12 protein-coding genes are annotated in these 13,456 nt (G+C 60.4%); 4 read left to right on the top strand and 8 right to left on the bottom strand.

The features are described 5' to 3' along the window. Positions 1-28: 28 nt before the first annotated feature. The 4 genes from SIC14_RS18530 to alr form a co-directional block, all read right to left on the bottom strand. A complete protein-coding gene (locus SIC14_RS18530; protein ID WP_412563388.1) occupies positions 29-415 on the bottom strand; it encodes a hypothetical protein in 387 nt (128 codons plus the stop codon). 83 nt (positions 416-498) lie between these two features. Further along, positions 499-1,245 carry an ABC transporter ATP-binding protein gene (locus SIC14_RS18525; RefSeq protein WP_412563387.1) on the bottom strand — a complete coding sequence of 249 codons (747 nt, stop codon included), beginning with the start codon at positions 1,243-1,245 and terminating at the stop codon, positions 499-501. Then, a complete protein-coding gene (locus tag SIC14_RS18520; protein WP_412563386.1) occupies positions 1,242-2,024 on the bottom strand; it encodes an MlaE family ABC transporter permease in 783 nt (260 codons plus the stop codon). The genes SIC14_RS18525 and SIC14_RS18520 overlap by 4 nt, the downstream gene beginning before the upstream one ends. Continuing rightward, positions 2,021-3,064 (bottom strand): alanine racemase, encoded by a 1,044-nt coding sequence (gene alr / locus SIC14_RS18515; RefSeq protein ID WP_412563385.1) that lies wholly within the window; start codon positions 3,062-3,064, stop codon positions 2,021-2,023. The genes SIC14_RS18520 and alr overlap by 4 nt, the downstream gene beginning before the upstream one ends. A 241-nt stretch (positions 3,065-3,305) precedes the next feature. Here alr and SIC14_RS18510 point away from each other — a divergent pair, with 241 nt between their 5' ends. From SIC14_RS18510 to SIC14_RS18495, 4 genes are all read left to right on the top strand, one after another. Further along, positions 3,306-4,292, top strand: a complete 987-nt coding sequence (locus SIC14_RS18510) for a phosphoadenosine phosphosulfate reductase (protein ID WP_412563384.1) — start codon at positions 3,306-3,308, stop codon at positions 4,290-4,292. Between the two features lie 50 nt (positions 4,293-4,342). Then, positions 4,343-5,383 (top strand): dihydroorotase, encoded by a 1,041-nt coding sequence (gene pyrC / locus SIC14_RS18505; protein ID WP_412563383.1) that lies wholly within the window; start codon positions 4,343-4,345, stop codon positions 5,381-5,383. A gap of 91 nt (positions 5,384-5,474) precedes the next feature. Further along, positions 5,475-6,155, top strand: a complete 681-nt coding sequence (locus tag SIC14_RS18500; protein WP_412563382.1) for an orotate phosphoribosyltransferase — start codon at positions 5,475-5,477, stop codon at positions 6,153-6,155. Between the two features lie 300 nt (positions 6,156-6,455). Beyond that, positions 6,456-7,982 carry a replicative DNA helicase gene (locus SIC14_RS18495; RefSeq protein ID WP_412563381.1) on the top strand — a complete coding sequence of 509 codons (1,527 nt, stop codon included), beginning with the start codon at positions 6,456-6,458 and terminating at the stop codon, positions 7,980-7,982. A 135-nt stretch (positions 7,983-8,117) separates the two neighbouring features. Here the strand turns inward: SIC14_RS18495 and SIC14_RS18490 are convergent, their stop codons facing one another. From SIC14_RS18490 to SIC14_RS18475, 4 genes are read right to left on the bottom strand one after another with little or no spacing between them, the layout of a single operon-like run. Then, on the bottom strand, positions 8,118-9,173 hold the full coding sequence (locus SIC14_RS18490) for a glycosyltransferase family 2 protein (RefSeq protein WP_412563380.1): 1,056 nt from the start codon (positions 9,171-9,173) through the stop codon (positions 8,118-8,120). A gap of 3 nt (positions 9,174-9,176) precedes the next feature. Then, entirely contained in the window at positions 9,177-11,582 is a 2,406-nt protein-coding gene (locus SIC14_RS18485; protein ID WP_412563379.1) for a glycosyltransferase family 2 protein, read from the bottom strand. Further along, positions 11,582-12,256 (bottom strand): hypothetical protein, encoded by a 675-nt coding sequence (locus SIC14_RS18480; RefSeq protein ID WP_412563378.1) that lies wholly within the window; start codon positions 12,254-12,256, stop codon positions 11,582-11,584. Before SIC14_RS18480 ends, SIC14_RS18485 begins: the two co-directional genes overlap by 1 nt. After that, positions 12,253-13,284 (bottom strand): glycosyltransferase family 2 protein, encoded by a 1,032-nt coding sequence (locus SIC14_RS18475; protein ID WP_412563377.1) that lies wholly within the window; start codon positions 13,282-13,284, stop codon positions 12,253-12,255. Before SIC14_RS18475 ends, SIC14_RS18480 begins: the two co-directional genes overlap by 4 nt. Between the last annotated feature and the right edge of the window lie 172 nt (positions 13,285-13,456).

The following is a 13,456-nucleotide window of genomic DNA, read 5'->3' as shown; positions in this document are numbered from 1 at the left end:
TGCACTGCAAGGTCAGGTCGCGTGCGGCCTAGTAGCTGAGGCCCCAGCCGGCCAGCCCCACCATCCAGATAATCGCCAGAATGACCACCACATCCGCCGGGGCCCAGCCGTGATCGCGTCCGCTGCGGAACCAGTCGAACAGCACCCAAGCATAAAGCCCAATGGCAGCGAAATCGCGCAGTTGCCGCAGCTCGATCGTGTCCAGCCAGTTGGGCGGAACAAGCCATGTCAGGAACAGCAAAACCGCGGCCATCACGCAGGACCAGGCCGACTTGGGCCCGTCGGGTTCGCGCAACCGCATCAAGGCGGCCACGACAGCCAGAATGGGTAGGATCAAAACCGAAAGAGTCAGCAAAAACACCAGAAGAGGTGGGGCATCCGCCAGAAACGGCGCAATTAGCGGAGTGGTTTTCATATCAGCGCCTTAGCTGCCTTAACGTCGGTCTACAACAGACTGCACCCTGTTTGATCCGGGTGCAAGCCGTCAGTGTTTAACCGTCAGCGCACCGCCTCAATGGGGCCTTCGGCGCGGCCGTGGATGAACTGCTCCAGATAGGGATCCCCCGAGGTATCCATCTGCGCCACTGGACCAGTCCACTGGATCACCCCGTCGTGCAGCATGGCAACCTCATCGGCAATCGCCCGGACTGAGGTCATATCATGGGTGATCGTCATGGCGGTGGCGCCCATCTCGACCACGATCTCACGGATCAGATCGTTGATGACGCCGGACATAATTGGGTCCAGCCCCGTTGTGGGTTCATCAAAAAAGATGATTTCGGGCTCAGCAGCAATCGCGCGGGCCAGACCAACCCGTTTCTGCATCCCGCCCGACAGTTCCGAGGGGAACAGATCCGCCACATCCGGTTTCAACCCGACACGGCGCAGTTTCTCAATTGCGATCTCCCGCGCCTCGGCTTTGGGCCGTTTCAATGCCCCACGCATCAGCCGGAAGGCGACGTTTTGCCAGACCGGAAGGCTGTCAAACAGGGCGCCCCCCTGAAACAGCATGCCAAACCGCGCCAGAAAGGCATCGCGGTCGCCAGTGCCAACCTCTTGGTCGTCCAGGGTGATCGATCCGCTGTCCGGGCTGACCAGCCCCAGCACCGATTTCAGCAACACCGACTTCCCGGTGCCTGAACCGCCGATGATGACCATCGAGGACCCTTTTGGGATCGTCAGGTTCACCCCCTGCAGCACTTTCTTAGGGCCAAAGGACTTATGGACGTTGGTCAGCTTGATCATGCGGAAAAGAACAACTCTGTCAGAATGTAGTTGGCAGCGAAGATCAGGACGGAGGCGGCGACAACCGCCGATTTGGTGGCGGCGCCAACGCCCTGCGCCCCGCGGCCCGAGTTCATGCCGTAGAAACAGCCCACAGTGGCCACGATAAACCCGAAGACCGCACCTTTGATCAGGCCCGAGGTCACGTCAAAGACCTCGAGAAAATCAACGGTGTTCTTTAGATAGGCGGCGGCGTTGAAATCCAGCCGGCTGACGCCAACCAGATATCCGCCCATGATGCCAATCACATCGCCGACAGCCACCAGACAGGGCACCGCCAGCGTGGCGGCCAGTACACGGGGCAGGGTGAGGTATTTCATCGGATGGGTCGACAGCGTGACCAATGCGTCGATCTGCTCGGTCACTTTCATGGTGCCGATCTCGGCCGCGATGGAACTGGCGACACGGGCGGCCACCATCAAGCCCCCCAGAACGGGGCCGAGTTCCCGGACCATGCCAATCGCCACGATCGAGGGCACCACGGCCTCGGCCGAAAAACGGGCGCCGCCCGCGTAGATCTGCAGCGCCAAGGCACCGCCGGTGAACAGGGTGGTCATGCCTACGACCGGAAGACTCAGCCAGCCGATCTGCACCAGCGCCTGGGCAAACTCGCGGCCATAAAACGGCGGACGGAACAGGTGGCTGAGGGTTTCCAGCGCAAAAAGGGCCAATTGCCCGATCATCGCCAGCATCGACAGGATCTGCGCACCCAATGCGCCGAGGGGACGGATCAGGATCATCCGCCCAGATACCGCCGCGCATAGCGACGCCCCAGTGAGGTCAGGATTTCATAGCCGATGGTGCCAGCGTTGTCGGCCAGATCATCCACGGTTTGCGCTGCATTCAGGATCTCTAACGCCGCGGGATCCTGTGGCAGGTCCGTGACATCCACGGTGATCAGATCCATTGAGACACGGCCGATAACGGAACAGGCCACGCCATCGGCAAAGACCTGTGTTTTTGGCCCCATCACACGGTGCAACCCATCCGCATACCCTGCGGCCACCGTCGCCACCCGGCTGGGACGTTCTGCCACCCAGGCGTTGCCATAGCCTACGCTTTCACCGGTCTGGACCGTGCGCACCTGAATAACGGGCAAGGCAACTGTTACCACGGGGCGGGCGCCTTCAAACGGCAAGCCGCCGTACAGCCCCACACCCGGGCGCACGAGGTCGAAGTGATAGTCTGGCCCCAGCAAAATCCCGCCCGTCGCGGCCAAAGCCCGTGGCGCGGTAACACCTGTAGTCATATCCTTAAAACAGCTGAGCTGCTGTCCATTCATGGCATGGTCCGGCTCGTCGGCGCAGGCAAGATGCGACATCACCAGCCGCAGGTCACCGGCCTCAGCATTTTCGCGCAGCTCAGACCATTCCGCCGGCTCCATGCCCAACCGGTTCATACCGCTGTCCAGTTGCACGCCATAAGCGGCTTCCGGCAGCGCTTCACGATGGCGGAGCAACTGGTCGGCGGAGTTCAGCATCGGCACCAGATTCAGATCGCGGATCAGATCAGTGTCTCCGTCGCAATGTCCTGAAAAGACGCAAATTTCTGGCCCTTCTCCCAGCGCCTGCCGCACGGCAATCGCTTCCTCTGCGGCGGCGACAAAGAACCGGCGTGCACCTGCCTTAGCAAGGCCGGAGGCAACCTTGCCCGAGCCAAGGCCATAGCCGTCAGCCTTCACCACCGCAGCGGTTTCAACGGCAGCCTCAGATTTTGCGTCCAGCGCCCGCCAGTTGGCGGCCAGCGCGTCGAGATCAATGGATAGGGTCGAAACACTCATGTGGCTGTTTTGGGCAGCGGGGCAGGGCGGGTCAAGGCGAAAGCCGCGTTTGCCCCGCAACAAGGAAGCGCTGCGTGGCCAAATCGCCCTTGTTGAGGTGTCAATTGTCCCGCAATGCCCCCGCTTTCTCCGCATTGCTGCCTTAATCTCAGGCGAATTTACCTCAAAAGCCACCCGTGACTCTGCAGGGAGACAGCCCAGCAAAGACCGGATTGCCAAAAGACGAACGAGGACTTTGAGGATGCTTGACGCTCCGAACGCATTGGAAACCCCGTTGAACGGGCTGAAGAAAGGCCAGTGGAACAAACGGTTCCGGCTGATCACCGAAAGCACAGGGTTCTATCAGGCGCTGGGCAGCCACCATATGGCGGGCTTTGTCGATGATGGTGCGACGCTCTTGGTGACCTTTGAAACGGTGCAGGGCATTCAGGCCCTGTCCGAAGATGCGCAGCCATTGGGCTGGGAGTTCTCCCGCACCCTTGGCTGGTCCCATCTGGCGGTAATCAGCGACGGTGACACCTGGTTCCGCCATGCCAGCGTCTATGAATTCTTCGATCAGATGATTGATGACGGCTTCTTTGAGGAGTTTGAGCAAGTCGTTTTCTACGGCGCCGGCCCCTGTGGCTATGCGGCGGCGGCCTATTCGGTGTCTGCCCCCGGTGCCAAAGTGGTGGCGATCCAGCCGCAGGCGACACTGGATCCACGGGTCACCGAATGGGATCCGCGGTTTCCCGAAATGCGCCGCTACTCTTTCACCGACCGCTTCGGGTATGCGCCCGATATGCTCGACGCTGCCAATGAGGCTTTTGTGCTTTACGATCCGCGTGAGGATCTGGACGCCATGCACGCTGCGCTGTTCACTCGACCCAATGTGACCAAACTGCGCATGGCAAATATGGGTGACGCGCTGCAATCGCAGCTCATGACCATGGAGATCCTGTTCCCGCTGCTGCAGGCCGTTGGCGAAGGGCAGTTTTCCGAGGCGCAATTTGCCGATCTCTACCGTGCGCGCCGCAATCACGCACCCTACCTGCGTTCGCTTGTGGCGCGGATGGATCAGGCGGAACGTCCGTGGATGACGGCCATGATTTGCCGCAATGTGCTGTCGCGGATGAGCGCCCCGCGCATTCGCCGCCGACTGGAAGCGCTGGAGGCTGCCGCCGAGGCAGGCAAGGTCACCATTCCGCCAGCCAAAGCCGCGGAAGAGCCGCCAGAGACCAGTGTTTAGCCCCATTTGCACTCTGGCCTAACGGGCCGGATTTGTGTAAGCGCGGGGCCATGAGCACCTCCATCACTATTCCCCGCCCCGATGACTGGCATCTGCATCTGCGCGATGGCGCGATGTTGCAGGCCGTCCTGCCCGAAACTGCCCGCGATTTCGCCCGTGCGATCATCATGCCCAATCTGGTGCCGCCGGTGGTGAAAGGTGCGGATGCAGCGGCCTACCGCGACCGCATTCTGTCGGCCCTGCCCGAAGGCATGGCGTTTGAACCGCTGATGACGCTCTACCTGACCGAAGACACCGATGCCGAAGACGTTGCCGCGGCACATGCCAGCGGGCTGGTCAAAGCGGTGAAGCTTTACCCTGCAGGGGCAACCACCAACTCCTCCTCCGGTGTGACCAATTTTGACAAGGTGCGTCCGGTGCTGGAAAAGATGGCCGAGATTGGCCTGCCTCTCTGCACACACGGGGAAGTCACTGATCACGATATCGACATCTTTGACCGAGAAGCCGTGTTTATCGACCGCGTGCTCGATCCAATCCGCAAGGCCACCCCGGGCCTGCGTGTGGTGATGGAACATATCACCACCGCCAATGCGGCCGATTACGTGCGTAGCCAGGATAAGGATCTGGGTGCCACGATCACCACGCACCACCTGATCATCAACCGCAACCACATTCTGGTTGGCGGGATCAAACCGCATTACTACTGCCTGCCCGTCGCCAAACGCGAAGAGCACCGGATCGCCCTGCGCGCCGCCGCGACCTCGGGCGATGCGCGCTTCTTCCTTGGCACCGACTCTGCGCCGCACACTGACGCCAATAAACTGCAGCCCTGCGGCTGCGCCGGCTGTTTCACCGCCACCAACACCATGCCGCTCCTCGCCCATGTGTTTGAGGAAGAAGGCAAGCTGGAAAACCTCGCCAAGTTCGCCAGCGAAAATGGCCCGAACTTCTACCGCCTGCCGGTAAACGAAGGCACATTGACCCTGACCAAAGGCGACGCGCCCACCGCTTTTCCGCAGCAGATCGACACCCAAGACGGCCCCGTGACCGTGTTCGACCCCGGCTTCCCGGTGCATTGGAAGGTCGCCTGACCTTTCAACGGTCCCGAAATACTCCCGCCGGAGGCACCGCACGCCAGCCTCTGGCACCCCAACAGACACTAACAGACCAAAGGTTCCCCAGATGATCCCAACGTCCTACCCGTCCAAAGAAGAAATCGCCCGCCTGTCTGCCCGTATGCTGCTGGAAATCGGTGCGGTAAACTTCAACGCGCGCGAGCCCTATACGCTGGCCTCCGGTCTGCCGTCGCCCAGCTATGTTGACTGCCGCAAGCTGATCTCTTTCCCGCGCATCCGCACCACGCTGATGGATTTCCTGACCGTCACCGTGATGCGCAACGCCGGTTTTGAAGCCTTTGACAACATCGCCGGTGGCGAAACCGCAGGCATCCCCTTTGGCGCCTTGGTCGCCGAACGGATGGCGTTGCCGATGACCTATGTGCGCAAAAAGCCCAAAGGCTACGGCCGCAACGCCCGCATCGAAGGGGTGATGACCGAAGGCCAGCGGGTGCTGTTGGTTGAGGATATGACCACCGATGGCGGCTCGAAACTGTCTTTCGTGGATGCGATCCGTGAAACCGGTGCGGACTGTGGCCACACCGCGGTGATTTTCTACTACGACATCTTCCCTGAGACCACCAAACGTCTGGGCGATCATGGGGTAGAACTGCACTACCTCTGCACCTGGTGGGATGTTCTGGCCGAAGCCAAGGCACAGAAAGCCTTTGACGAAGAAACGCTGAGTGAGGTTGAGGCCTTCCTTAACGATCCCCGCGCCTGGCAGGAAGCCAACAAGAAAGACTGATCTGTCTCAGACCGCTGAAACCGGTCGCACAGCGGTCCCGTTTGGGCCACCCAATAGGCAAAGGCACGCCGATCCCTCTGGATCATCAGGCGTGCCTTTTTCAGCCTGGGTTGTCTGAATGAGCTGCATGCGGACCAGATATTGACAGAAACCACGCGACGGCGACAAAATGATGTGGGGGCGGGACCTATCCACAGGTCTTCCACAGATGCTCCACAAGGGCACCCCCAGAAACATACAATTTGCCCGACGCTTGGCCCTTCGAGTAAAACCCCACCACACTGGGGGACAGTGAAAACAATGAATGAAATTGCACCGATGAATGGCGGCCCGGATTATCCGGAGCCTATGCCCGAACCTGCTGCGCCAAGTGATGCGGCAGCGCCTTCGGATCCGATGCCGCATTCCATTGAGGCCGAGCAGCAGCTGCTGGGCGCGATCCTGACCAACAATGATGTCTATGACAAAATCGCCTCGGTCATCAACGCCCAGCATTTCTACGAGCCGGTGCATCAACGCATCTACGAGGTGGCCGCCGCCCGCATCGCCAAAAACCAATTGGCGACGCCGGTCACGCTGAAAGCATTCCTTGAGGAAGACGAGGGCCTCAAGGCGCTTGGGGGACCGGCGTATCTGGTCCGGCTGGCGGGGGCGTCCATCTCGGCTTTTGCGGTGCGCGATTACGCGCAGATGATCTATGACCTGGCGATCCGTCGCGAGCTGATCCGCCTTGGCGGGGATATCTCGGAAAAGGCGCGCCGGGTGGATGTGGCCTCTGAGCCGAAAGAACAGATCGTCGAAGCCGAACAGCAGCTTTACCAGTTGTCCGAGCAGGGCCAGACCGAGTCGGGGTTCAAATCCTTCCTAAAAGCCGTAACTGAAGCGGTAAATGTCACCAACGAAGCCTATCAGCGCGGCGGTGGCATGGCGGGGATCTCTACCGGTCTGGCTGACCTCGACAAACAGCTGGGCGGTCTGCACCCGTCGGACCTTTTGATCCTGGCAGGGCGTCCCTCGATGGGGAAAACCTCGCTGGCCACCAACATCGCCTTCAACGTCGCCAAAGCCTATAAACGTGGGCTGAAACAGGACGGCACCGAAGGGGCGATTGACGGCGGCGTTGTGGGGTTCTTCTCACTTGAAATGAGCGCCGAGCAGCTGGCGGGCCGTGTTCTGGCGGAAGCCTCGGAGATTTCTTCGCATAAAATCCGTCAGGGTGACATGACCGAGGAAGAGTTCCGCCGCTTTGTACAAGCGGCCAAGGATCTTGAGGCCTGCCCGCTGTTCATCGATGACACGCCGGCCATCCCAATCAGCCAGTTGGCCGCCCGTGCGCGGCGCCTGAAGCGGACCCATGGTCTGGACCTGCTGGTGATCGACTACCTGCAGCTCTGCCGCGGCATGGCGGAAAACCGGGTGAACGAGATTGCCGAGATTTCGATGGGCATGAAGGCTATCGCCAAGGAACTGAACATCCCGGTGATTGCGCTGTCACAGCTGTCGCGGAACGTGGAAAGCCGCGACGATAAACGCCCGCAGCTGTCGGACCTGCGGGAATCCGGCTCGATCGAACAGGATGCGGACGTTGTGATGTTTGTATTCCGTGAGGAATACTACAAGGAACGTGAAAAGCCCGGCGATCACGAGTTGGAAAAGATGGAAGAGTGGAAAGAGGCGATGGAGCGCCTGCATGCAAAGGCCGAGGTGATTGTCGGCAAGCAGCGTCACGGCCCCATCGGCACGGTGGAACTGTCGTTTGAGGCGCAATTCACCCGCTTCGGCAACCTTGTCAAACAATGGCAACAGGGCGACGACAACGGCTACTGACCAGGCCCTGATCCCCCCAGAAAGCTCCCGATTTTCGGGGGCTTTTGTTTTGGCCACATCGCGCCCGTTTCATCTTGCCAAAAATACTCCCGCCGGAGGCGTCCTGCGCCTGCAACCATGACCCTCGGTTAGCGGTCAGTCCCCATGCCGCGCCGTTTTGCGGGCTTTGTTGGCGTGATGGGTGAGGAAACGCGCCGCTTGTTTTGGCACTGGCTGGGTTGGAGGCGTCATCAACAGCCGGCCAAACAGCGCCCGGAAAGGTTCCTCTGCCAAAAGCGTTTCAAACCGCTCCTGTCGCCAAGTGACGGCCGCTTGATGTAAGGCTGCCAGCTGGTCGTCAGCTTTCAGGGCGTCGATCCGGCCCATCACCTCAGGCGCGATGGCCTGCACCGAGTGGTCTTTCTCGGTGTTGAAATTCCGCTCCACCCAATAGTCCAGCCCCAGCGCGTCGCCGTCATGTACAGCGCGGCCGCGGTCGGCTTTCAGCACATAGCTTTCCATGGCGCCCAGTGGGTAATGGTTCAGCTGCGCCAACGCGTAGTTGGACTGGCCGTAGTTGGAAAAGATCCGGCTGCGGGCAAACAGCGGCGGCAGCTCTCGGCCTTCGCCGTCAAACCAGCGGGCCTCGTCCAGCCGCGCCTCATCCGGGCTGCGGGGGCGGTGCACGCCAAGCTTCCGATAGGTGCCGTCATTGCGGTAGAGCGTTTTGAACATTGCCGCCCGCCACGGCCAATGCAGCACCACCGGCGCCGCGCCAAAGAAGGTCTGGGTAACCGGTGTATCCTGGTAGCGCACCTCGCCGCCATTGCCGAACAGCCGCCAGGTCAGCGGGATCGCCGTGGCCTCGGGCAGGGCGGACAGCAGGGCAGGGAGGGTGTGGTCGCCGACACGAATATTGACGAATTCGTCCACATCCAGCGTCATCACCCAGTCGGCGGCTGCCATCAGCGGGTGTTTTTCTGCCTGTTTATAGGCGGTGAACTGGATACCGCCCTTGCCATAGGGGCCGTCATTGCGGATATGGGTCAGCTGTCCCATCTCCTGCAACCGGTCCAGCATCGCATCGGTGCCGTCCTGACAGTTGTTTGAAAACACAAGGAAATCGGTGAAGCCAACCCGCTGGTGATGGGCCAGCCATTCCAGCAGGAACGCCGCCTCATTCCGCACAGTCAGAACCGCAAGAAACCGCATGGCTTAGCTTTCCATATCCAGCGCCAGCGCGTAGGCGACCCGTTCAACCTCATTCAGCTTCAGCTTCACCGCCTGCTGATAGAGGTCTTCGAATTCATCCATCCCGTGCAGTTCTGCCGCCTTGGCCTGATGCCAGGCAAAGCCCTTTTCATGCCAGTGCCTTAGGGTGTCATCCTCCATCAAACGGGCAAACTCGGCCCGCAGACGGGGCAAGTTGCGCTGGATGGTTACGTCCTGGAAATCGGACCAGTCCATGCGGATCCAGTAGTTCAACCCGATGGAGCGATCCACATGCAACGCGCGACCGCGCTGGCGTTTGACCAGATAGCTTTCGGCGCTGCGCAGGGCGTAGTGGTTCAGCTGGATCAAATCGTAGCCGATCGACTTCTTCGAGCTGCGCCAACCTTTTTCGGCAGCCTCTTTGGTCATGTCCTTGCCAGAGCCATTGACCCATTTGACCTTGGACTTGAACCCGTCCTCCAGTTTGTTGGGCCGGTGACACGAGATCTTTTCGTAAGCTCCAATGTTTTTGAACATGGTCTTGAAGCCCCAGACCGTGTGTGGCTTGGGGCAGAACTTGGGGGCGGCATGATCAAACTGACCAATCACAAAATCATCCGCCAGCGCGGTCACGCCGTTGTGGCCAAACAGCCGCCAGGTCATCGCCACATTGGTCGCGTCAGGCACCTGCTCAAAGAAATCCTGCAGTGTGCCATTGCCACAGCGCACGTTGATGAATTCGTCCACATCAACATGGGCAATCCATTCGGCGTTTTGCATCACCGGCTCTTTCAGCGATTGGTTCAGCGCGTATTGCTGCGGTGAGTTGCCCTTCCAGTTGTCGTTGTTGCGGTGTTGCAAAACACCCAAGGCCTGCAGCCGGTCGAGGATCTCGCTGGTCCCGTCAGAACAGTCATTGGTGTAGATCAGGAAATTATCGACCCCCATCGCGCGGTGATAGGCGACCCATTCAACAATGTAGGGGGCTTCGTTTTTCATGCAGCCGACGATGACATTGCCACTGTTGCCCGCAGGCAGCTTGCGCGGCTTAATTGGGGTGTAGGCCGGCCCCAGCGTCGCCTCATCCACGGTGCCCAGATCATTGTGCGGCTTGAAGGACGAGGTTTTGAGTTTCTCAAAGTTTTGCACCGCCAGGTCCGGCATGAGCTCGGCCGCTGCGGCGGTGAGGCCGTTGGCAAGCACTTTGGCGCTGTCTTCCGGCGTCGCCCTGGGGCCGGGGACGGGTTCTGCGGCGGGTGGGGCCGCGCCGTTCAACGCCGCCAGTTCTGCCGCGCGGGTGTCGCGCTCTTCGCGCGTGGCTTTGTTGATGCGGTGCAGGAAAGACAGCAGGTATTGCGTGGCGCGGAACCCTTTGGTCGGATCCGCTTCTTGCCAATCGGCCTTTTTACGGCCGGGTTTGAGGCTGGCCACGGTCAGCGCCGGATGGGCCTTGCGTAGCGCCGTATTGGTCTTGCTGAAGCCTTTGGAAATGGCGTTCAGGCTGGCCGGATCAATCGGCTCGCCGCCAACTTCCATCTCCTGCATGAACTTGCGCCAGAGCTGGCGGTTGATCAGCTTGTTGTTGTCTTTCAAAAGCTTGAGGAACAGCGCATTCATCTGGCGCCCACGGGTCAACCAGGCAGCCGAGGGCTCCTCTGGGATCGCCTCTGCATTGGCGCGTCCGATGGCCTGATCAATTTCGAACATGGCGCGGATTTCATCGGTGACCGCTTCGGAATAGAACAGCTCCGCGTCATAGGGGCGGAAGGTCACCGATCCGTCGCCAAACACCGCTTCCCATTCCGATTGCAGACGCGGGTAGTCCAGCCAGAAGGGCGGGTGCTGGATTTCCAGAAATTCGCCATGTTCCGGCACGATCTTATGCCCGTCCAACAAGGCGTCGTCCCACCAATCCGTGCTGCCGGCCATATCCATCTCGCGCTCAAGCGAGGTGGCGCGGCCTTCCATGACCTGCGCTGCGTAGCGCCGCGCCAGCAGCCGGGCCTGTTCGTCGATATGGGCGACGATCTTAACTTCGGCCTCAAGCGGTGCCAGCAGCGCCTTCAGTCGCTCCAGTTCCGACCGACGCGCCAATGAGGCCCCCAGCTGGCTGGCCGAGAGGATCAGCTTGTCCGGTCGAGTGGTGGCTGCATCGCGCACAATCGATTGCTGCACGGCGGTGAACAGCGCCTTCTGGCGATCCGGTGCCGTATGGCCCCGGTTGAACCGCAGCGTGTCGACGTGATCGGGATCGGTCACCGCCATATAAAGGCGGGTGTGGTTTTTGGCCCCGGCAGAGCGCGGGAACAGAATGCCTTTGCCTTCCAGCTGCTCGCGCTTGTCGGCCAGCACCTGCTGAATGCGGGCCGCGCCCACCTGTTCCAAGCCGATGTGCAGGTAGATCTGCATCACAGCGCCTCCGTCGTGTCATTCGGGGTGTCGTTTTGGGCGGCTGTCGCGGTGTCCAGCGGACGGCTGCGATTGGCGTGGCCCCACCATTTGATCGGGTGGTCGATGAAATCCGACAGCTGTTCGCGGGCATCCGGCGCCGCCACATCCAGCCGTAAAAACACATCGCTGCCACGAAAGATCTGATCTAGATGGCGATCATGCGCCTCAATCCAGCGCACCCGTTCCGCATGGGACCCACCATAGCCCAGCGGCAGGCCAGGCAGATCGTTTTTGGGCAGTCGCGTATCGCCGAGGTTGGACCAGCGCTGCATCGAGCCCGAAATGGCCTCGGCCGGGCGCCAGGTCTGCACAAAAACGGCGCTGGGGTGGTTTTGCCGGATGGCATAAATCACCCCGAAATCCATCTGCGGCCACAGCGACAGCCCATTACGCAGGGCGTTGATTTCGCTGAAGGCCACAAATTCCGGCATCAGGGCCAGCGGGTCGCCAGTGGAGAAATAACCGTCATACATCAGCTGCCCAACAAAGGCGTTGTGACGGGCCTCATCGGGGATCTGCGCCGGTTTGATCCGATGGTCCGCCGTCTCCAGCGAGGCACGGCGCAGAGCCCGCGCCAAGGTGGTGGTGCCGGATTTGGGCAGGCCTAGATTGATCAGGCGCAACCGGCTCATGCCTCCAGCCCCAGCCGGGCGATCATTGCCTCTTCTTCGGGCGGCAACTTCGAGGCATTAAGCAGTTGATCCCGCATGTCCTGATAGGCCGACCTGGTCAGCAGATCATCACGTTTAGCGCGGTGCAGCGCGCAGGCTTCGTCATGCAGGGCTTTGATTACAGGATCCGATTTCAGCTCCGCCAGCGCCTTTTCCAGTTTCGGCAGATACCGCTGAATCGAGACGTCTTGGTAAGCGGGATCGTTGCGTTCGCGCCAGTAGGTGTCATCAAACGCCCGATTTTCACGGTTCACGTCGCCACGGTCATTCTTGACCAGATAACTGTCAAGCGAGCGCAGCGGATAGTGGTTCAACGTGGCAAAGGCGCGGGCGCCTTGGGCGGGAAACTTGCGGATGCGGCGGGGGTTGGCGGCGACCAGAAACTTGTGTTGCACCGCGCGTCCCGACCCATCCGTCCAGCTGGGGCGTTTCTTCGGGGGCAGTTTTTCGCGGAAAAACGGGCGGTGGGCGCCGAAGTATTTCAGCGGAAAATCGTGCCGCATCAGGGATTTCACCTCAATCGCGGATTCACCGCCCCAAAGGTCGGGATTATGCGATCGGGTGAACTGCCCGATGACGGGGCGGTCCTCAAACCCTTCGACGTCATCATTGGCAAAGAACTGGAAATTGACCGAGATTGCCTGTGGGTTGCCACAGGCCTCGATCAGCGCGGGGATCGTATTGTCGCCCACATGGATGTTCAAAAACTCGTCCACATCCGCCACCCAGACCCAATCGGCCTCGGTCACGATGTCCTGTTTGGCGGCGTGTTTCAGCGCCTCCATCTGGTAATTGCGCCCCTCAGCCGGATTGGGCAGGTGCTGCACCAAGCCACGCGCGGCCAAAGCATCCAGCAGGCGGTCAGTGCCATCGTCGCAATCATTGGAATAAAACAGATGGTCGGTGACGCCGATCAGCCGGTTAAAGGCGATCCATTCCAACAGAAACGGACCTTCGTTTTTCACGCAGGTGACTGCGGTTACACGCATCTGCCGGCCCCTTTGGGTTGTGCAATGCTCACGGGTATGCTCTCTGCTCTCGAAACGGCTGATTTCATTAATGGTTTAGCCGGTTGTTTCCCAATTACCTACAATCCACAGCAGATTGCGTCAATTGTTCGACAGGCGCTCTTTTCGACCTGCGGCAGCCCCGCAACGCGGT

The sequence above is a fragment of the Thalassobius sp. MITS945101 genome (assembly GCF_047123305.1).
Classification (GTDB): domain Bacteria; phylum Pseudomonadota; class Alphaproteobacteria; order Rhodobacterales; family Rhodobacteraceae; genus Thalassobius.
This window is presented reverse-complemented; position numbering and strand designations above follow the sequence as displayed.